Below are 19,195 nucleotides of genomic sequence, written 5' to 3' on the forward strand. Positions count from 1 at the left end.
GCTCGGCAGGGGCTCTTCCGGTAAAGCCTCTGCCGAGCATGGCTCGGCACTACATGGGACGGCCCCACAACGCAGAACGGCCCGCTTTCGCGGGCCGCTCCGGTACTGCATTGCCTTGCGGCAAGCGCTTAGTGCTGGTGACCGCCGTCGCCGTGCACGTGGCCGTGCTGCACTTCTTCTTCGCTGGCTTCACGCACTTCGATGATTTCCACGTCGAAATGCAGGTCCTTGCCGGCCATCGGGTGGTTCAGGTCGACGTCGACCACGGTCATGCCGACCTTCTCGACGGTGACCGCACGCGGGCCGAAGTTGGTCTGCAGGATCACCTGGGTGCCCGGGATCAGCGGGGTCTTGCCGAAATGCTTCTTCGGCACGCGCTGGGTCATGCCTTCGCGGCGCTCGCCGTAAGCGTCGGCCGACGTCACGTCGACGCCGAAGCTTTCGCCGGCTTCCTTATCCATCATCGCCGCTTCCAGGCCCGGGATGATGTTGCCGTGGCCGATCAGGATGGCCAACGGATCACGGTCCTTGGAGCTTTCGATCGGCTCCTGGCCGACTTCGGAGACGGTGTAGTGGAAACGGACGACGCGGTCTTTTTCGATCTTCATGCGCAACTCTGATAAATGGCTGCCCGCTGGCAGACGTTGGGACGGCTTGTCGGCCGCCGGGGACGCCGCCATGATGACGGCCTTCTAAGGTGGCGCATTATCCGGGCTCCATGCACATCACGCCAGTTTTCCGCATCCGTTCGTGGCGCCTGCCGGCCACGCTCCTGACCGCCGCGCTCCTGACCGCCTGCGGGCACAGCCCCCCGAAACGGGCCTCAGCACCCGATCCGGCCCGTAATTACTCGCCGGTCGCCCCTGCAGACCCCGCCGCAGCGGCCTCGGTGCTGATGCGGGCCCTGGGACTGGTTGGCACTCCATACCGCTACGGCGGCAACACGCCGGAGTCCGGTTTCGACTGCAGCGGCCTGGTCACTTATGTATACCGGGACATGCTGGCACTGAATCTGCCACGCACCTCGCGCGAACTGGCCGCCATCCAGGGGCCAAAGATCGCCCCCGACCGTCTGACCGCCGGTGATCTGGTGTTCTTCGGCAACAAAGGCAACGTCTGGCACGTGGGAATCTATGTCGGTGAAGGCCGTTTTGTACACGCGCCCAGCACCGGCGGAACGGTTCGCCTCGACCACCTTGACGGGGCCTATTGGCGTGATCATTACACCGGTGCGAAGCGGGTATTGCGGTAAAACGAGACTTTCACCACGAAAAATAACGGTTTGTTAACGAAAATTGTACCTATCCACACGTTTCACAAGGCATGATCCCCCATCGACTTTTTCCAGTGACTGCCGCGTGACGACTGACAACACGTCCCATCCGAGCCAGCCAAAGATTGTTTCGCTCACCCTCCGCCGCCTGATCTGCGCTGCGGCACTGGCTCTGGCCAGCCTGCCTGCCCTCGCTCAGAGCGCTGATACCGCCCCAGCTGCCAAGCCGGTCGCGGCCAAAACCGAAGCACCGCGCAGCAAGGCTGACAGCGCTGCCACCGCCACACTCGCCGCGTTGCTGCCGCATCTGGCCGCCAGCGACACCATTCCGCTGATGGACCGTTCGGCGATGTTTGCCGGCGATCTCAGCCGCCTCATTTCCGCCTACGACGCCTCCAAGGGCGTCTCTGCTGCCACCGAGGCAGCGCTGGCCAATGATTCCGACGGCAAGGTGCAGTCCATCCTGCGTCGCGCCATGACCCTGCTGGGCACGCCGTACCGTTGGGGCGGCACCTCGCCGGATGCCGGCTTTGATTGCAGTGGCCTGGTCGGCTACGTGTTCCGTACCGCATTGGGTGTCGAGCTGCCGCGCGTGTCGCGCGAAATGGCCAGCCAGGCCAATGCCGAACTTATCAATGACCGCGCCTCCCTGGCCGCCGGCGACCTGGTGTTCTTCGGCCGCAAGGGCCGAGTCGATCACGTGGGCATCTATGTCGGTGAAGGTCGCTTCCTGCATGCCCCAAGCACCGGCAAGGATGTACGCACCGATACCCTGCTCACCGGTTACTGGGGTGACAAGTTCATGCAGGCACGTCGCGTGGCGCTGTAAGCGCCCTGTCGGCAACTACCTGCCAAGCCGCAACCTCCGGGTTGCGGCTTTTTTATTGCCCGCCCTTTTGACATCACTTTTTTTGCACAAAAGTTAATACGAACAACGCTCCAACCGCCTCCAATAAAGTGCCAAATACGATTGCGCATGCGTGAAACACAGGTATATGGTGACGCCGAATGGAGGAGTGACCAGGCATGGCCGCAACATCTGTGTCAAGTACACGTTGTGTGATCTGGTTCGGAAATCCGGGGGCAAGAGAGAAAGTGATGCTGGCTGCGGATGGCTGGCAGGTGCGAACGGTACTTCCCCAACAGCCCGCAGACATAGGCATGCGTGGCGGCGACACGGTGGTTGGCCTGATCGATTTCCGCACCAGCTCGGAGAGTGAGCTGGAGCGCATCGGCAAGCTCACCGCCGAGCACCACCATATGCCGCTGTTTGCCATCACCCCGGCTACCGACGGCGGCGGGCAATTGCCAAACCACCCCTTGCTTGCCGCTTGTCGGCAGCAATTTCCGCACCCTCCTGATCTGAAAGAACTGCTACGCGGGCTGCAGGGCCTGAGCAATGAAGTGCCACGATCAGCCAGTGAGGACGTGCTGGAAACCCTGCTCGGCGAGAGCGAGGTGATGCTGGTCATGCGCGCCACCCTGCGCAAGTACGCGCCGGTCGATCTTCCGGTCCTGATCACCGGAGAAACCGGTACCGGCAAAGAAGTGGCGGCGCATGCATTGCATCGCCTATCGCCACGCAACGGCCAACCCTTCCAGGCCATCAACTGCGGTGCCATCCCTTCCAGCTTGATCCAGTCGGAACTGTTCGGCCATGAGCGCGGCGCCTTCACCGGTGCCACCGGCCGGCGCCAAGGCCTGTTTGAAACCGCGCACACCGGCAGCGTGTTTCTGGACGAAATAGGTGACCTGCCCTTGGATGCGCAGACCAGCCTGTTGCGGGTACTGCAAGAAGGCACCATCGAGCGGGTCGGCAGCAACCAGCCCATTCCGGTAGACGTACGCATCCTCGCCGCCACCCACGTGGATCTGGAACGCGCAGTGGAAGAAGGTCGTTTCCGCCGCGATCTTTACTACCGTCTCAACGTACTGCGCCTGCCAATGCCGCCGTTACGCAAGCGCGACGGTGACATCGAGCTGCTTTCCCGGCAGTTCCTGCGCAACTTCCGCATGCGTCACCCCACCCGCGCGCGCGGCTACACCACTGAAGCACGTCAGGCGATGAACCGTTTTTCATGGCCAGGCAATGTCCGCGAGCTGCTCAACCGGGTACAACGTGCAGCGATCACCGCCGAAGGCGAGTTGATAAGCTGCACCGATCTGGAGCTCAATCAGCCCGCGAACGGCGCCCAACTCAGCCAGGCGCGCAGTCATGCCGAACGCGAAACCCTGCTGTCCTGCCTGCAACAAAGCCAATACAACATCAGCGCCTGCGCCAGACTGATGAAAGTGTCGCGGGTCACCATTTACCGCATGTGCCGCAAGCATCAGCTGGAACTGGAAGCGCTGCGTTGATCAACTGAACGCAGCGCCCCCTATCCGTTACCAATCGTCATCCCGCAAACATCCTTACAGCATGTAAGGCACTTTGAATGCCAAGGTGAAATCCGGCGCGTCCGGCGTCAAGCCGATTCCCAGCAAGGTGACAAAGGTAGCCTTGGATGTCAGCGCGTACGTCACCCCAAGGTTGAGCGTACCGGCATTGCCATCACTGCCTATCACTTTCATCCACTTGCCGTCCTTGTAGCGCGTGCTTGCACGTGCGCTCATCCGGTCACTAAAGGAAATGCTCAGGCTGGTACGCTCGTTGAACGCAAATGCCACGCCGGCACCGAAGTAATACGAGTTGCCAAGATTCACCTCACCCGGATTGACTGTGTCCGGATTGGCATCGATGTCGTCGAAGCTGCGCTTGAACGAGCGTACATAGCCGATGTTGCCGAACAGAATCGCAGGGTCCGCACTCTTCACCGCCGACAGCCCGATGTTGGCCTGCCAAAGCCCATTGCCGGTTGGCTGTTTGGACGGCACCGCGAAACGAATGAAGTTGTCATCATCGCGTTCGATCACCTTCCAATCCAGACCATAAGGTTCGCGCCCGGTCGGCGCGGTGATACCGCCGGTCAAGACGGTCTCCGGCCGCCAGCCACGCTCACCAAACAGCTTGTAATTTGCACTGACAGTGACATCACCAATGCCGGTGCCGTGTGTTTCTTCCTGCGCGATGGCTGCCGCCGAACCACCCGCACCACCCTTCTGATAAATGGTCTTGCGGGCGATGTACGGCACATCCAGATTCAATGTGAGCCGAGGATTGATGCCCCAGCGCGCTGCGAAATTGTAGGTGAGCGAATCGGATTCGACATTCTCGATGGCGATATTGCCCAGGAAGATCGCGTCCAGCGCCAGGAACCCGTTGAGGGTGAGTTGCTTGCGGTCATAGCGCGCATAAGTGACGCTGTTTTCCAAAGTCAGCCGTTGGTTGAACAGGGCCGACTGTTGTTGCTTTACGTCATCCACGCTGCGCCGCGCCGCCTCTTTGGCCTGCTGTGCTTCGGCTGCGCTACTTGCATAACCTTCACCTGCCGGTCCCACAGGGGGCGTCGCCGCCGGAACAGGAGCAGCTGCGGTTTGACCCGCAGGCATCTGTGGGGTTGGCAGCACCTGTGCGGTCTTGCCAGTGACACGCGCCTGGATTGCCTGCACCTGCATGTCCAACTCGCGCAGACGCCGAACCTCCTGCGCATAACTGGCCTTGAGCGCCTCCAGCTGTGCCACCAGTGCCCTAACGTCCTCTGCGTCCTTACTGCCGGTTGTCGCCTCCTGCGCCATCACCCGTGGTGAAGCAACAGTCAGACTCACCAGCGCCGCCATCGCCAGTCGTTTCATTGTCTCGTTCCTCTACGTTGAACTTGCCAAAGCACGTGCCGCGCACGTGCTCACTGCCCGCCAATCCCGCCAATCCCCCGATTGAGCGTGATGGCCTGTGCCACGTTCTGGGCCAACGGCAGATTCCCCGCCATCGACTCCCTCACCAGATCAATCTGCAACCGATTGCTCACCAGTTGCCCATCACTGGTCAGCTGGATGCCCTGGCCAACGCTGCCACTGCGCAGCCACTGCTGCACCGCGCCTTGACCCTGGATGGTCAGCTGCAGGCGCGCCGCGTTGCCGTCGAAGCTGGCAACCGCACTGGCATCGCCCGACTGTGCGGAGGCATTGCCCGCCACCGTTCCACTGGCACCCGGCACGATGCCGTCATTACGCACGTTCAGATGCATGACATTGCTGGCGCGATTGCCGTCGCCGGCAATCTGTACGCTCTGACTGACGCCTGCCACGTTGTCCAGACCACTGCCGTCAATGCTGCGGCCGCTGGTATCAGGCAGCGGAGCATTGGCCGCCGTGATGCTGACGCTGGGCGTGAACGTCACCTTCGGTACGTTGCCACCTTTGCTGAAATCCATGCCCAGCCGCATCGTCCCCTGCAGGTTCTGGCCGGTGGTGGTCTGCCATGTCGAGATCATCGTCACCCCAAACCAGGCCACCGCATTGCCGCCGACGGTATAGCGGCCACGCATCAGATTGAGTTCCGGGTCGGGTATTTCATGCAAGCCTTTGCCCGGCTTTTGTGGAGTTTCCGCGCCAAGCACTGGCAGCGCGACACTCAGCGCCAAGGCCAGCAGGGCGAACTTCATTGCGTTCATCACAACACTCCTTCAGAACAGGTCGGCATGGCTGAAACCAAAGTCGACCAGTTCTGCATCGGTAATGGGGCTGGTCCCTTGGCGTGCATACAGCGCGCGTGCACTGGGCCTCTCACTGGGTTGCAACAACACCGTATTGCGGTCGAAATCGCTGCCTATCACCACGAACACCGCACGGGAGGGCCAGGATTCAAGGAACTCGGCCATTGGCACCACACGGTTACCGAGAATCGGATCAGCCACCTCGGCCATGCCATCACGTATCTGTTTGAGTACGACGAAGTGGCGGAAGCCGCGTACATCCATCAATACCAAGCTGGGGACGCGCAGATTCATCAGCCGCTCTTCATCGATCCGATAGCCGCGACCACGCATGCCCAACGATTCCACGTAACGCTTGATATCCAACAACGAAAACCCGCGTTGCTTTACCAACTCCGGATCTGCGACCCCCATCATTCCCTGGATCACCGTCGCCTCATCGGTATTGAGGTGGTAGGCATGCTTGAGAATGGTCGCCAACGCCGCAGCGCCGCAGCTGTAGTCGGTCTGCTGCCGAACCAGATTGCGGAAGCGCCGCTCCTTCATACTCTCGATCTTGCCGTTGTACAACGCGCCATTGGGCAACACACTGCTGAATGCCACCTCGCCTGCATGCAACAGGCCCGGGGACAAGCTCAACGCACAAGCCAACAGCAGCGAGCGACAACCCATGAGCGTAGTTCCTCCAGAGCGCCGGAAGGTGGGAGCCCCCCTCCCGGGGGAGAGGAATGGGGGCTCCCGGAACCCGGTCATTGGCGGATGGCCGGGTTTGTTGCGCGAAGCAGGCGCGTCATCCCAATTGATGACACATCCGGTTACAACTCATTCACCACCACCGTTGGGTGGAGTGCCACCACCGGTTGACGGCTGTGCCACCGCCAGCGCGAGGCTGTTGGCCTGCAGGTTGCCGGTGCCCGAGGACACGTTCACACCGATGTTGCCGGAAGCGTTGGAGAACGCCGCGCCCGACAGACTGGCGGTATTGGTCGCATTGACCGCCACCCAGTTCACGGTGCTCACCTGGCCACTGAGGCTGGCCGTCAGATCAGCCGTTCCCATCTCGCTGAACTTGCTGGTGCCCTTCTCATCGGTATCCCACGCCATGCCGCCCACGCCCGGACGGTTCGGATTGGCGACGGCACCTTGAGTCTGGTTGTCCCAATCAGAGTGACCGGTCTGGTCACCGGACGGATGGGTGTCGCCACTCCAGTTGTCCGGATAGAAGTTGGTCTTCTGGTAGGAGTTGCCGGTGCCGGTGTACTCGCCGGTGCCGCTACCCTTGGTGGTACCCGTCACCTTGCCGCTCAGGTTTACGTTGACGGTGCTGACCATGCGATCGTAGTAGCCATTGTTCTCGACCTTGTTGCCGCTCGAAGTCTGGTTCGAGCTGATTGTCGAGGTGGCATAGGCGCTGGTAGCAACCGAGGCAGCCAGAGCGTTCTTCTGCTCGTTGTTGTTGCCCGAGGTCACGTTGACACCGATGTTGCCAGCTGCCCCGGAGAAGGCGTTGCCGCTGATACCAGCGTCATTGGTCACGCCATGGTTCCAGGTCATGTTGTTCATGCCAGCCTGGTTCACGAACACTTCCGCGTCAGCCATGCCAAAGCTGAAGGACGCATCGGCAGCGGACAGCGCAGCCGCATTGTCCTGCGCGTTGTTGTCGCCGGCAGCCACGTTGAAGCCGAGGTTGCCCGAGGCATTTGAACCCACGTCATCGCCGATCGATGCGGTGTTGTCCAACAAGCCATTGCGGGCATGGTTGTTGGAGATCGACTGACGGTTGTCAATGATGGCAATCGCAGCCGAGTCCAGATCGATGTTGCCGGTAATGGTCGGGTCACCGGAGAAGTTCACGTCCGAGCTCAGACGGATGTCCTTCTCGATGTTCACATCAACGCCGTGATTGTTCTTTTCCTTGCGCTCGTCGGCAGTGATGTTCGAGGTCTTCTGCACGTTCTCGGTTACATCACTGGACCAGGTACTGGTGGTCTCGGTGTTGGTCCGCGTGTCCGTGTTGTTGCGCGTGTCGTTGTAGCGCAGGCGGGCTGCGGCATCCAACTTCAGATCGACATCGGTATCAACATTGGTGTTGATGTTGGTGTTCGTGTTGGTATTCGTGCGCGTCTCGGTCACGTTGTGTTTGTGATCGATGTTCGCGCTCGCGTTCTGGTCGTCCGCCGCATTGGCTGCCGCACTGAGAGTCAGCGCGGAAACCGCCATGGCGAGTACATTCCATTTAATCGCTTTCATGGTGCCCTCTTCAGGTTTTCTGATGCATCGGGTGGATGGAGCTGTGCTCACGGGGTGCCCTGCACGGAGATGCTGAATCTGTTCTCCGTTGCATTGCCTGATCCCGCGATCTGATTGAGTTGCAGTACGCCGTCAAATCCGCGCAACGCGGATGCCTCCACGCCTACCCTTCGGGTCGCGCGTGGGTCGGTGACAGCGGACTGCCCCCCTGCCGACGCGAGCACCTCGGATGAAGCCATGGCCTCATCGCTTGCCTCGCGTATGCCCTGTGCGGCCAGTGTTGCGGTGACGGAGTTCAACTCCGCATTGCCGCCACCACTGGCCTGATTGATCGATGCGATGCCACTGGCACCTGCCAGCGCATTGCCGCCGATGGTGGCCGAGGCCTGCATCGGCGAATTAAGAAGATTGGACTGGCGCTGCTGCAGGCTGCGCACACTGGCCGATGCCTGTGCACCATTGGCCATGCTGTGCAGGTTCGCCTGCAGATTGAGGTCGCCTGCGGCTTGGTTGACCTTGATCGAACCATTGGCACCGGCCAAGGCCCCGCCCTCGATCCGCGTATCGGTGGAGAGATAGGACAGCATCCCGCTATAGCTGTCAGTGGCCGACTGCGCGTGTGCATTGCCTGCTGCGGACATCACCACTAGCAGCAAGGCACCCGTCACGCGGGCGATGGAGGTGCTCATTTACCACCCGGCCCGGCCGGCTGGCCCAGCGGGAACTGCGCCAAGGCACCGCGCACCTGGTCACCAATCCCACGTGTCGCACCGCCTACAGCGCCCATTGGGCCACCAATGGCACCTGACAACTGGCCACCAGACAACATTCCATCACCACCAACAACCCGCCCCAAGGTACCGCCAACCACGCCGGTGGTTACCCGCTCGACCGTGGTCTGGCCATGTCCGGCCAACTGGCTGCCAGCCACGCCAGAACCCATTGCCGCATAGTCGTCATCATTCAGTTCGCTCATGCCACCGGTGCCCAGGGCAGAGTTCAGCTCCTTGCGCGGTGAAGGGTCGGCAATCAGAGCCATGCCCGGCGGCGCCGTGCGGTAGGCCGGTCGCGTGGACACATCACGCAACAGCACAATCTCGCCCGGCTGTGCCTTTACGCCCTGACGCGCGCCCGAAGCCATGGCGGCCTCACTGGCGACAGTACTGATCAACAAAACACCAATCAGGGCTGCATAACGATGTAGGGTCCAGCTGTCCATTGCGTCGTCCACTCGTACCAACGCGAGTGATAGAGCAGCATCCGTGCCAAACACTTATTGCCAATAAAAACAATTAGTTAATAAATAAAATCAGCAACTGCCAGTGTATCCATGTCACAGCAGCGCGGATATCAAAGCCGGCACATGGCAGCCCCGCTGGAGCCGCGAAAGGCAGACCAGGCATGGCTTTCACGCGGCTGTATCAGCGTTGTTACAGACAGTTGTTACACCTGCTACAGGCAACAACCGCCGGGCATGACATGGGCCTGCAAGACCTCTGCTGTGCTTGCAGGAGCCGCGTAAGCCGCAAAGCCGGCGGCACCGGGCTACCCGTATCTTTGCCACCTGGTGAGTTACGGATTTCGCGGCTTACGCCGCTCCCACAAAAGAAAAATCCGATGCCAAAGGTCTGGCATCGGATTCCGGGTGACTCAGATACTTCAGTGAACGGCTTTGCGGTGATGCCGACCTACTTCTGCCCTTGCGGCTGCAAGCCCGCTAATCCAGATGGCGTCCACCAGCACCAGCGCCCATCGCGGGCGTACCCGCAGCGTCGTAGACCTGCTGGTCGAGCAGGCCGGTCTCCTTGGCCACGATCACCGGCACCACCATCTGCCCGGTGACATTGGTCATGGTGCGCATCATGTCGAGGATGCGGTCGATGGCGTACAGGTAACCGATCGCTTCCAGCGGCAGGTTGGCCGCGCTCAGCACCACCGTCGCCATCACCACCGCCGTGCCCGGTACGCCGGCGGTGCCGAAGCTGCCCAGCACCGATGCGATCAGCACGATCACGTATTGCTCCGGGGTCAGTGGCACGCCGGTGTATTGAGCGATGAACACCGCACACAAGGCCGGGTAAATCGCACCGCAGCCATCCATCTTGATGCTCGCACCCAGCGGCACCGCGAAGGAGGCGTAGTCCTTGTTGACGCCGAGGTTGTCGCTGATCGAACGCATCGCCACCGGCATCGCGGCAAAGCTCGACGAAGCCACGAACGCCACCTGCATGCCCGGCGCCGCGCCGCGGAAGAACTTCCACGGGTTCAGGCCATGCGCAAGCAGCAGACCGCTGTAGACGATGACGATGTGCAGCGCGCAGGCCACGTACAGCGCCAGCACGAAGTTGCCCAGCGGCAGCAGCTTCTCGAAGCCATAGCTGCCGACCAGCCCGGCGATCAGGCCGAAGGTACCCAGCGGCGTCATCTCAAGCACGAAGCGGGTCACCTGGATCATGATCTCGCTCATCTGCCCGACCAGCTTGCGCGCTTCGTTGACCTTCTCGCCCAGCTTGACCATCGCAAAGCCAAGCAGGCCGGCGAAGAAGATCACCGGCAGGATCGAGCCACGCCCTGCCGCAAGCACCTGCTCACCCGCCGCATTGGCCTTGGTGCCGATACCGGCCAGCGCGTAGAACACATTGGAAGGCACCACATCCATCAACACCTTGGCGATGGAGGGCACGTCGCGCGGCGTGTAGGCCGTATCCACCGCCAGCTTCAGGCCACCGGTACCGGGCTGCATCACCGTACCGACCAGCAGGCCGATGCCCACCGCCAACGCGGCAGTGATGACAAACCACAGGAAGGTGCGGCCGCTAAGCGCAGCCACCGACTTCTGCCCATGCAGCGAGCCGATCGCATTGATCACCGCGAAGAACACCAACGGCACCGCGATCATCTTGATCAGGGTGACGTAGAGCTCACCCAGCGGGCCGAAAAAGGTCTCGGCAGCCGGTCCCAGCGCCCAGCCAGCCAGCGCGCCCAGCACGAAGCCGCCAACCACCCGCTGCCAGAAGGGGATCCGCAGCCAGGCAGAAACCACATTCATATCGTCAATCCGGAGAACAAATCGAAGGTTCCCACGATAGCGCAAGGCCTCCGCCGGCACGATGCCCACACAGAAAAGCTGCGTGTCATATGCATGCCTTCCACGCTTGACCATAATGGCGGTCTGTCTTCATCCAGCGGTAACAACCACGATGCACAAAGCCAGTTTTCTGTCCGCCGCCCTGTCCACCCTGCTGCTCGGCGCCTGCGCCAGCACCGGCCCGCAGTCCGGCCCGGCCAACGCAGTCAGCGTTGACGTCCCCCAGATAACCCGCCCGGACGGGGAAACGCCGCAGTGGTGGTACCGCGACGGTGCCGCCCGCGCCGCTGGCAATGGCGCCATGGCCGGCAAGGCCAAGAACGTGATCCTGTTCCTGGGCGACGGCATGAGCCTGACCACCGTGGCCGCCGCGCGCATCCTCGAAGGCCAGCGCAAGGGCCAGCCAGGTGAAGAGAACCTGCTGTCCTGGGAGCGCTTCCCGGCCACTGCGTTCAGCAAGACCTATAACACCGACTCGCAGACCCCCGACTCGGCCGGCACCATGACCGCCATCACCACCGGCGTGAAGAGCCACATGGGCGCCATCGGCGTCAGCGCCGGCAGCCGCAACAACTGCGCCGACAGCCTGCCCAAGGGCCTGCTGACCTGGCTGCAGCTGGCCGACAGCGCCGGCATGGCCACCGGCATCGTCTCCACCGCGCGCCTTACCCACGCCACCCCGGCGGCAACCTACGCGCACTCGCCCGAGCGCAACTGGGAAAACGACACCGACCTGCCGGAAGCGGCCAAGGCCGCCGGCTGCGTCGACATCGCCCAGCAGCTGATCTCCACCTCGCGTTACGGCCAGGGCCCGCTGGTTGCGCTGGGCGGCGGTCGTGGCCAGTTCACCACCATCAACGAGCAGGACCCGGAATACGCCGACAAGGTTGGCCTGCGCCTGGACGGCCGCAACCTGGTCGCCGAATGGCAGGCCAAGCACCCGCAGGGCGCCTACGTCTGGAACACCGACCAGCTCAAGGCGGCCGCCAACGCGCCGGCCCTGCTCGGTCTGTTCGAGCCGGACCACATGCAGTACGAGCAGGACCGTCCCAAGGACCGTGCAGGTGAACCGTCGCTGGCCGAACTGACCCGCGCCGCCATCGCCAACCTGTCCAAGCACCAGGAAGGTTTCGTGCTGATGGTCGAAGGCGCGCGCATCGACCACGCCAACCACAGCGGCAACGCGGCCCGTGCGCTCGGCGACACCATCGCCATGTCCGATGCGGTCAAGGCCGCCGTGGACGCCACTTCGGCCGAAGACACCCTGATCATCGTCACCGCCGATCACTCGCATACGCTGAACTTCGTCGGCTACCCGGCACGTGGCAATGCCATCCTCGGCAAGGTCAAGGACAAGGGCGGCGAAGACGGCATGGGTGCCCTGGACCTCGCCCGCGACGGCATGGGCATGCCCTACACCACCCTGAGCTATGCCAACGGCCCGGGCTACACCGGCGCCAGCAACCAGCAGCCAGCCGGCCCGAAGCGCTTCCCGCATTCTCCGAGCAGCTTCGAGACCGCCAACGGCCGCCCCGACCTGACCCATGTCGACACCGAGCATCCGGACTACATGCAGGAAGCGCTGGTGCCGTCCAAGAGCGAATCGCACGGTGGCGAAGACGTCGGCATCTGGGCACGCGGCCCGGGCAGCAAGGCAGTGCGCGGCACGATGGAACAGAACACCATCTACCACCTGATCGTGCAGTCCACCCCGCGCCTGCGTGAGCGCCTGTGTGCCCTGGGCACCTGTGACGCGCAAGGCGTACCGGTCGAGCTGCCGCAGCCGGTCAAGTTCGAGCGCAAGGCGCAGTGAGCCGTATCCGGCACGCTGCCGGATGGCCAGTGGCAGCATTGCTGTCACTGGCCGCAGTGCCAGCGATCGCGTTGGCCGACGAGGCCTGCTACCGGATGGACACCGATACGTTCAAGATTCTGGGGGGCTGCAAGCGGGCCGGCGATGGCAGGCTGATCGTCACCGAAACAGCGCTGGCGCAGCTTGAGTACGATGCTGATGGGCTTACCGCGGTCAGTGCCGGCAAACAGCATTACTACCTGCGTCGCGACGGCCGCCATCTGCCGGTGATCACCTACGACAACGGCCCGGATGCCTTCGAAGAAGGCCTGACCCGTTCCATGGTCGGCGGCCAGATCGGCTACTACGACCGCCAACTGCAGCCGGCCTTTGCCGCCCGCTTCGATTGGGGCTGGCCATTCAAGGACGGTGTTGCCGAGGTCTGCCAGGGCTGCGCGCCGGGCAAGCCCGACCCCGGCGGTCATACCGCCATCGAAGGCGGCAAGTATTACCGCATCGATCGTCAGGGCAAGATCCTGCCCTGAGCCTGGTCTTGCGTGGATTTGCGGGAGCGGCGTCAGCCGCGAAACTGGCAACAATGAAATCGCCAGCCCACCCGCGATCTGAGGGTCTATCTGCTTCGCGGCTCACACCGCTCCCACAACACGGCGCACCAACAATTGCAGCCGTCGCCGCCGCCGCCGATACTCGGCGCGGTCATGAACCCGCTTTCCTCTTCCCTGTTGCAGTCCGCAACCGACATCCCGGTGATGGTCGGCTTCAGCGGCGGCCTGGACTCCACCGTGCTGCTGCATCTGCTCGCCAACGCCCCTGGACGCCAGCCCGGCAGCCTGCGCGCATTGCATGTGCATCACGGCCTGCAGACAGTTGCCGATGACTGGCAACAGCATTGCACCAACCTCTGTGCACAGTGGAACATCCCGCTGCAGGTAGTGCATGTTGATGTTCCGCGCGACGCGGGCCAAGGCCTGGAGGCTGCAGCCCGCGATGCCCGCCATGCCGCATTCAAAGCCCATCTGCACGAAGGCGAATGGCTGGCCTTGGCCCATCACCAGGACGATCAGGCAGAAACCTTCCTGCTGCGCGCACTGCGCGGCGCCGGTGTCGATGGCCTTGCCGCGATGCAGGCAACACGCAGCTTCGGGGTCAACACCTTGTGGCGCCCACTGTTGCAGGTAGCGCGCAGCACGCTGGAAGCCTATGCCAGCCAGCATCAGCTGCAGTGGATCGAGGACCCCAGCAATGGCAGTGCGGACTTCGACCGCAATTTCCTGCGCCTGCAGGTTCTACCGCTGCTGCGCCAGCGTTGGCCACACGCGACCGCAGCGATGGCACGCAGCGCTGAGCTCGCGGCGCAGGCAGCGGCGCTGTTGCACGAGAATGATGCAAGCTTGCTGCAGCACTGTCTGAGCCCAGAGAGCGCACTGCAGCTGCCCGAGCTCAAGCAACTCGCAGCGCCGCAACAATCCCGCGTACTTCGCTTATGGGCGAAGCAACAAGGATTGCCAGCACTCCCAGCCAATGGCGTACAAGCTATCCAGCAACAGCTGCTGGCCGCTGGCCATGACCAGCAAGCCGAGTTCCGCTGGCAGCAGGCCCGCATCGTGCGCTGGCGTGACCAACTGCATGCAGTGCCCGTGATCAAGCCCTGGCCGGAGGGCTGGACGCGCGAGTGGGACGGCGCTGAACCAGTGGATCTGCCCGACGGCGGCAAATTGCTGCTGCGCGGCGCGGACGCCTTCGATGAACCATTGCAACTGCGCCAACGTCACGGTGGCGAGCGCATCCAGTTGCCCGGGCGCAGCCACAGCCACCAGCTCAAACACTGCCTGCAGCAGGCCGATGTGCCGCCATGGCTACGTGCTCAGCTACCATTGCTCTGCGTTGGCGACAGCGTGCTGGCGGCGGCGGACCGGGTCATCTCGGCCCCACTGCAGGATTGGCTACAGGCCCGCGGTGCATCCCTGGAGTGGCAATCGCCAGATCCGGTGAATTGACCCTTTCCCGCTGGCCGCTCACACTTGCGTCATGGCAAAGAAGTCCCCCAATGAAACCTCACCGGTGGCCCACTTCGAGCAATCGCTCGAAGAACTGGAACAGTTGGTAGAGAAGATGGAAGCTGGCGACCTGAGTCTGGACCAGTCGCTGACCGCTTACGAACGTGGTGTAGGTCTCTACCGCCAGTGCCAACAGGCGCTGGAGCAGGCCGAACTGCGTGTCCGCCTGGTTACCGACCCGGCCCAACCGGAGAAATCCGAACCCTTTGAAAGCAGCGGCAATGAAGACTGACGCCCTGCTCACCCGCTGGCTGCAACGCACCGAAGAACAGCTGCAAGACGCCCTGCCTGACCCGGAGCTTGCCCCGCAGCGCCTGCATCAGGCCATGCGCTATGCAGCGCTGGGCGGCGGCAAGCGCATGCGACCGATGCTGGTCTACGCCACCGGCTACCTGTTCGGCGCTGACGAGGCACGCCTGGACGCGGCCGCGGTCGCGGTCGAATTCATCCACGCTTATTCGCTGGTGCATGACGACCTGCCGGCGATGGACGACGACGCCCTGCGCCGCGGCCGCCCGACCACCCATATCGCCTTTGACGAGGCCACCGCGATCCTCGCTGGTGACGCCTTGCAGACCCGTGCCTTCGAAATCCTGGCTGGCGGGTGGATGCCGCCGACCTTGGCGCTGAACTGCGTACAGACCCTTGCCGGCGCCTCCGGCGCTGCCGGCATGTGCGGCGGGCAAGCTCTGGACATCGACGCCACCGGTCAGCAGCAGGCAGTGGACGATCTCAAGCGCATGCATGCGATGAAGACCGGTGCACTGATCCGCGCCGCGGTGCGCATGGGCGCACTGTGTGGCGAAGCCAGCGATGCCCAGCTTGCACAGCTGGACAGCTTCGCCGACACGCTGGGCCTGGCCTTCCAGATCCGCGACGACATCCTCGATGTCGAGGCCAGCTCCGAGCAGCTGGGCAAGACCGCCGGCAAGGACCAGGCGCAGGACAAGTCGACCTTCCCCTCATTGCTGGGCATGGACGGTGCCAAGGCCACCCTGGCCGAACTGGCAACGGCAATGCAGGCGGCACTGATTCCGTTCGGCCAGCGTGCGGCAGCTTTGTCGGCCTTGGCCGAGCTGACGGTACGTCGCTCGCATTGATCTCGGCTTTGTAGAACCTGTGGGAGCGGCGTAAGCCGCGATGCTGGCAAGGTAACAGCGCAGAGCCACTCCCTCCTCTTGCCAACTGCAAAGGGAGGGAGCAGGCCTGCAATGCCGATTGCAACCGTTGATCGCCGCTCTGCGCGCCGCCGGGCTATCGGCTTCGTGGCTGACGCCACTCCCACAAGAAGATCATCCGCCGCCCTGCAGACAAACAAAAAAGCCCGGGGAAACCCGGGCTTTTCGTCAAACAACCATCGCATCGATTACTTGATCAGACGCAGGGTCATCGGATAGCGATACGTCTCGCCCTTGTTGGCAGCCATCGCGGCCATGATGGTAAGCACCAGCCATGCGATGCCAACCACGGCCAGCAACAGCAGGCCGATCAGAACCAGGGTCAGAATGCCCGACACCACCAGTGCAATGAACACGGTGATGTTGAAGTTCAGTGCTTCTTTGCCCTGATCAGACACAAACGGCATGGTGTCCTTCTTCACGAGCCAGACGATCAGCGGGCCCAGCAACGTGCCAAACGGGATGATGATGCCGCTCAGCGAAGCCAGATGGGCAAACATGCCCCACTGACGTTCTTCAGCATTCGGCGAGCCGGTCGGTGCCGGCGGCGGAGTATTCTGGTAGTCGCTCATTGTTTCCCCAAGATCCTTGTAAAGGGCGTATCCATAAAAGTAGACAGCTATAGGAAGCACACCAGCTTCCACCTAAGAATAGTCCGCTGTTTGGCAAGACTGCGTCAATCATTACCTGCCACGGTCATCTTCCCCACCAGGATCGAACCGGTAGAAACATGCGAGCGCGTGTCCACGTCCGTGCCAACCGCTTCGATGCCAGCAAACATCTGTTTGAGATTGCCGGCTATGGTGACACCGTCCACCGGGTAGGCGATTTTCCCGTTCTCCACCCAGAAACCACCGGCACCGCGCGAGTAATCACCGGTAATGCCATTCACGCCCTGCCCCATCAATTCGGTCACCAACAGTCCGGTACCCATACCCGACAGCATGGATGCACGGTCGCCAGCATTGGCCTTCACTTTCAGGTTGTGCACGCCACCGGCGTTGGCCGTGGTCTGCAGGCCGAGCTTGCGCGCCGAGTAACTGCCCAGGATGTAACGCTGCAGGACACCGTCGGTAATCAACGCCGAGTTGCGGGTAGCCACACCTTCGCCGTCGTAGGAACTGGAGCGCAGGCCGCGACGCAGCAGCGGCAGCTCGTCGATGGCAAACCAGTCAGGGAACAACTGGGTGTCAACACTGTCGAGCAGGAAGCTGGCACGCCGATACAAGGCACCGCCGGAGACTGCGCTGAGCAGATGGCCGATCAGGGAACGCGCCATTTCCGCAGCAAACAAGACCTGCACCTCGCCGGTCGGCAACGATCGCGGCTGCAACCGGGCGACGGTACGCTCGGCTGCGCGCAGGCCTACTGCCGCCGGATCGTCCAGGTCTTCGCGGGCAATCGCGCTGGTATACCAACCGTCACGCTGCATGCCGTCGCCTTGCCCTGCGATCAACGCACAGCCGATGGAATGGTGGCTGCTGCGGTCACGGCCGATGAAGCCATGCGAGTTGGCATACACCGACACGCTCTGCGCGGTGGAAGCCGAGGCGCCGTCGGAGTTGCTGATGCGGCTGTCGCTGTCGCGGCCAGCCGATTCACAGGCCAGCGCCAGGTCCAGCGCCTGCTCGGCGCTGAGTTCCCACGGATGCCAGCTGTCCAGATCGGGGAAATCGGTCGCCATCAACGCCGGATCGGCCAGGCCGGAGGCCGGGTCGTCCTCGGTATGGCGGGCGATCGCACAGGCCTGGGCCACGGTGGCCTCCAGGCTGGCTTCCTGCAGGTCGGCGGTGCTGGCGCTGCCCTTGCGCTGGCCGAAGTAAACGGTCACCGCGATGCCGCGGTCGTGGGTAGCTTCGACCGTCTCCACCTCGCCCAGGCGCACGTTCACGTCCAGCCCGCGGTCCTCGCTGCAGCTGACCTCGGCCTGGCTGGCGCCCATGGCGCGGGCCCGTTCCAGCAGGCGCTGGGAGATGCCGGTCAGACGTTCCAGGCGCTGCAGGCTGTCGTCGGCGGCAGGCTTATCGGTGCTAATGGCGTTCAATGCTTTATCCTTGGTGGCCAAATCCCTTCACATCTGCCCGGTCTTGCATGACTGGCGGCGGCGTGACGTGGGTTTTTCGTGGAGCCCGGCGAGCGCCAGGCTTTCCTGTCATGAAGTTTAGTAGGTAGCAGTGCGATGCGCGGACGCGATCAAGAAACCGGTGAATTTTTGGGCGAAAGCCGTAGCCAGAACCGGCGTGAAGCGCTGGAAGTGCTGGCACTGGGCGAAACCCTGGTGGAGCTGACCCCAGCGCAGCTGGCGCGCCTGCCGATCCCGGAAGGCCTGCTGGAGCACATCGAGTACACCAAGCGCATCACCTCGCATGGTGCGCGCAAGCGCCAGCTGGCGTTCCTGGCCAAGCAGATGCGCCGCGAGGAAGACGAGACGCTGGACGCGATCCGCAACGCACTGGACGCCAACAGCGAGACCTCGCGCCGCGAAGTGGCGATCATGCACCGCATGGAGCGCTGGCGTGAGCGGCTGCTGGCTGAGGGCGACGTCGCCCTGGGCGAGCTGCTGGACGAGCATCCCGAGGCAGACCGTCAGGCCCTGCGCACCCTGGTGCGCAATGCGCTGGCCGAGAAGGCCAAGAACAAGCCGCCGCGCGCCTACCGCGAGATCTATCAGGTACTGCGCGAGCTGATGCTGGTGCCGGTGTTGAGCGCGACCGCTGAGTTTGCTGGCGATGACGATGCCGATGATGTGGAAGGCGACGACGAGCAGGATTGATCTGGATTGAGGGGCCTTGCTGCTGGTTTGGTTCTGTAGCGAAAAGCTTCCCCTCATCCGCCCCTTGCGGGGCATCCCCGCCTTGGCCGCGGCGCCCCCCACAGCGCCCCCCGGGGGGCGGGGGGGGCGGGGGGGTGGGGTTTTGGGGGGGGCGGTCGGGGAGACAGCGGG

Annotated in this window: 18 protein-coding genes and 1 pseudogene; 9 read left to right on the forward strand and 10 right to left on the reverse strand. The window is 62.9% G+C overall.

The window, feature by feature from the left end; translation table 11 throughout:
* Nucleotides 1–128 precede the first annotated feature (128 nt).
* Nucleotides 129–608 (reverse strand): FKBP-type peptidyl-prolyl cis-trans isomerase, encoded by a 480-nt coding sequence (locus tag ACVOLL_RS19560; RefSeq protein ID WP_303749578.1) that lies wholly within the window; start codon nt 606–608, stop codon nt 129–131.
* 46 nt (nt 609–654) lie between these two features.
* Between ACVOLL_RS19560 and ACVOLL_RS19565 the strand changes: the two are divergent.
* The 3 genes and pseudogenes from ACVOLL_RS19565 to ACVOLL_RS19575 all read left to right on the forward strand — a co-directional run bounded on the left by ACVOLL_RS19565 (nt 655) and on the right by ACVOLL_RS19575 (nt 3,631).
* A pseudogene (locus tag ACVOLL_RS19565) lies at nt 655–1,252 on the forward strand (C40 family peptidase).
* Nucleotides 1,253–1,358: 106 nt separating this feature from the next.
* Nucleotides 1,359–2,102, forward strand: coding sequence for a C40 family peptidase (locus tag ACVOLL_RS19570; protein ID WP_481514410.1), 744 nt, complete (start codon nt 1,359–1,361; stop codon nt 2,100–2,102).
* Nucleotides 2,103–2,299: 197 nt separating this feature from the next.
* The gene (locus ACVOLL_RS19575) at nt 2,300–3,631 is read left to right on the forward strand and encodes a sigma-54 interaction domain-containing protein (protein ID WP_481514411.1); all 1,332 of its coding nucleotides are present in this window, start codon (nt 2,300–2,302) and stop codon (nt 3,629–3,631) included.
* Between the two features lie 54 nt (nt 3,632–3,685).
* On the opposite strand, the gene ACVOLL_RS19580 is transcribed toward ACVOLL_RS19575, so the two are convergent.
* The 7 genes from ACVOLL_RS19580 to ACVOLL_RS19610 form a co-directional block, all read right to left on the reverse strand.
* Nucleotides 3,686–5,005 (reverse strand): transporter family protein, encoded by a 1,320-nt coding sequence (locus ACVOLL_RS19580; protein ID WP_481514412.1) that lies wholly within the window; start codon nt 5,003–5,005, stop codon nt 3,686–3,688.
* A 50-nt stretch (nt 5,006–5,055) separates the two neighbouring features.
* Nucleotides 5,056–5,823, reverse strand: coding sequence for a hypothetical protein (locus ACVOLL_RS19585; protein WP_481514413.1), 768 nt, complete (start codon nt 5,821–5,823; stop codon nt 5,056–5,058).
* A 12-nt stretch (nt 5,824–5,835) separates the two neighbouring features.
* The gene (locus tag ACVOLL_RS19590; protein WP_481514414.1) at nt 5,836–6,537 is read right to left on the reverse strand and encodes a C39 family peptidase; all 702 of its coding nucleotides are present in this window, start codon (nt 6,535–6,537) and stop codon (nt 5,836–5,838) included.
* A gap of 150 nt (nt 6,538–6,687) precedes the next feature.
* Nucleotides 6,688–8,115, reverse strand: a complete 1,428-nt coding sequence (locus ACVOLL_RS19595) for an adhesin (protein ID WP_481514415.1) — start codon at nt 8,113–8,115, stop codon at nt 6,688–6,690.
* Nucleotides 8,116–8,162: 47 nt separating this feature from the next.
* Nucleotides 8,163–8,804 carry a hypothetical protein gene (locus ACVOLL_RS19600; protein WP_481514416.1) on the reverse strand — a complete coding sequence of 214 codons (642 nt, stop codon included), beginning with the start codon at nt 8,802–8,804 and terminating at the stop codon, nt 8,163–8,165.
* Nucleotides 8,801–9,334, reverse strand: a complete 534-nt coding sequence (locus tag ACVOLL_RS19605; RefSeq protein ID WP_481514417.1) for a hypothetical protein — start codon at nt 9,332–9,334, stop codon at nt 8,801–8,803. Before ACVOLL_RS19605 ends, ACVOLL_RS19600 begins: the two co-directional genes overlap by 4 nt.
* 498 nt (nt 9,335–9,832) lie before the next feature.
* On the reverse strand, nt 9,833–11,164 hold the full coding sequence (locus ACVOLL_RS19610; RefSeq protein WP_481514418.1) for a dicarboxylate/amino acid:cation symporter: 1,332 nt from the start codon (nt 11,162–11,164) through the stop codon (nt 9,833–9,835).
* A gap of 151 nt (nt 11,165–11,315) precedes the next feature.
* Between ACVOLL_RS19610 and ACVOLL_RS19615 the strand changes: the two genes are divergently transcribed.
* The 5 genes from ACVOLL_RS19615 to ACVOLL_RS19635 all read left to right on the forward strand — a co-directional run bounded on the left by ACVOLL_RS19615 (nt 11,316) and on the right by ACVOLL_RS19635 (nt 16,173).
* Nucleotides 11,316–13,016 carry an alkaline phosphatase gene (locus tag ACVOLL_RS19615; RefSeq protein ID WP_481514419.1) on the forward strand — a complete coding sequence of 567 codons (1,701 nt, stop codon included), beginning with the start codon at nt 11,316–11,318 and terminating at the stop codon, nt 13,014–13,016.
* 29 nt (nt 13,017–13,045) lie between these two features.
* Nucleotides 13,046–13,540, forward strand: a complete 495-nt coding sequence (locus ACVOLL_RS19620) for a WG repeat-containing protein (protein ID WP_481514420.1) — start codon at nt 13,046–13,048, stop codon at nt 13,538–13,540.
* A gap of 174 nt (nt 13,541–13,714) precedes the next feature.
* On the forward strand, nt 13,715–15,013 hold the full coding sequence (gene tilS, locus ACVOLL_RS19625) for a tRNA lysidine(34) synthetase TilS (protein ID WP_481514421.1): 1,299 nt from the start codon (nt 13,715–13,717) through the stop codon (nt 15,011–15,013).
* A gap of 31 nt (nt 15,014–15,044) precedes the next feature.
* Complete coding sequence (locus ACVOLL_RS19630; RefSeq protein ID WP_282269773.1) at nt 15,045–15,305, forward strand: exodeoxyribonuclease VII small subunit; 261 nt, start codon at nt 15,045–15,047, stop codon at nt 15,303–15,305.
* Nucleotides 15,295–16,173, forward strand: coding sequence for a polyprenyl synthetase family protein (locus tag ACVOLL_RS19635; RefSeq protein ID WP_481514422.1), 879 nt, complete (start codon nt 15,295–15,297; stop codon nt 16,171–16,173). Before ACVOLL_RS19630 ends, ACVOLL_RS19635 begins: the two co-directional genes overlap by 11 nt.
* Before the next feature lie 266 nt (nt 16,174–16,439).
* Here ACVOLL_RS19635 and ACVOLL_RS19640 read toward each other — a convergent pair whose 3' ends face one another.
* Together ACVOLL_RS19640 and pmbA are read right to left on the reverse strand one after the other, a co-directional pair.
* Nucleotides 16,440–16,823: a DUF4870 domain-containing protein gene (locus tag ACVOLL_RS19640; protein WP_481514423.1), complete on the reverse strand. Its 384-nt coding sequence runs from the start codon at nt 16,821–16,823 to the stop codon at nt 16,440–16,442.
* Between the two features lie 104 nt (nt 16,824–16,927).
* Entirely contained in the window at nt 16,928–18,295 is a 1,368-nt protein-coding gene (gene pmbA, locus ACVOLL_RS19645) for a metalloprotease PmbA (RefSeq protein ID WP_481514424.1), read from the reverse strand.
* A 135-nt stretch (nt 18,296–18,430) separates the two neighbouring features.
* Between pmbA and yjgA the strand changes: the two genes are divergently transcribed.
* Nucleotides 18,431–19,024, forward strand: a complete 594-nt coding sequence (gene yjgA / locus ACVOLL_RS19650; protein ID WP_481514425.1) for a ribosome biogenesis factor YjgA — start codon at nt 18,431–18,433, stop codon at nt 19,022–19,024.
* Nucleotides 19,025–19,195 lie beyond the last annotated feature (171 nt).

It is taken from the genome of Stenotrophomonas sp. STEN035 (genome assembly GCF_056759935.1).

Coding starts and splice junctions, on each gene's coding strand:
- ACVOLL_RS19560 (WP_303749578.1), bottom strand. CDS start 608: ATGAAGATCGAAAAAGACCGCGTCGTCCGTTTCCACTACACCGTCTCC.
- ACVOLL_RS19575 (WP_481514411.1), top strand. CDS start 2,300: ATGGCCGCAACATCTGTGTCAAGTACACGTTGTGTGATCTGGTTCGGA.
- ACVOLL_RS19580 (WP_481514412.1), bottom strand. CDS start 5,005: ATGAAACGACTGGCGATGGCGGCGCTGGTGAGTCTGACTGTTGCTTCA.
- ACVOLL_RS19585 (WP_481514413.1), bottom strand. CDS start 5,823: ATGAACGCAATGAAGTTCGCCCTGCTGGCCTTGGCGCTGAGTGTCGCG.
- ACVOLL_RS19590 (WP_481514414.1), bottom strand. CDS start 6,537: ATGGGTTGTCGCTCGCTGCTGTTGGCTTGTGCGTTGAGCTTGTCCCCG.
- ACVOLL_RS19595 (WP_481514415.1), bottom strand. CDS start 8,115: ATGAAAGCGATTAAATGGAATGTACTCGCCATGGCGGTTTCCGCGCTG.
- ACVOLL_RS19600 (WP_481514416.1), bottom strand. CDS start 8,804: ATGAGCACCTCCATCGCCCGCGTGACGGGTGCCTTGCTGCTAGTGGTG.
- ACVOLL_RS19605 (WP_481514417.1), bottom strand. CDS start 9,334: ATGGACAGCTGGACCCTACATCGTTATGCAGCCCTGATTGGTGTTTTG.
- ACVOLL_RS19610 (WP_481514418.1), bottom strand. CDS start 11,164: ATGAATGTGGTTTCTGCCTGGCTGCGGATCCCCTTCTGGCAGCGGGTG.
- ACVOLL_RS19615 (WP_481514419.1), top strand. CDS start 11,316: ATGCACAAAGCCAGTTTTCTGTCCGCCGCCCTGTCCACCCTGCTGCTC.
- tilS (WP_481514421.1), top strand. CDS start 13,715: ATGAACCCGCTTTCCTCTTCCCTGTTGCAGTCCGCAACCGACATCCCG.
- ACVOLL_RS19630 (WP_282269773.1), top strand. CDS start 15,045: ATGGCAAAGAAGTCCCCCAATGAAACCTCACCGGTGGCCCACTTCGAG.
- ACVOLL_RS19635 (WP_481514422.1), top strand. CDS start 15,295: ATGAAGACTGACGCCCTGCTCACCCGCTGGCTGCAACGCACCGAAGAA.
- ACVOLL_RS19640 (WP_481514423.1), bottom strand. CDS start 16,823: ATGAGCGACTACCAGAATACTCCGCCGCCGGCACCGACCGGCTCGCCG.
- yjgA (WP_481514425.1), top strand. CDS start 18,431: ATGCGCGGACGCGATCAAGAAACCGGTGAATTTTTGGGCGAAAGCCGT.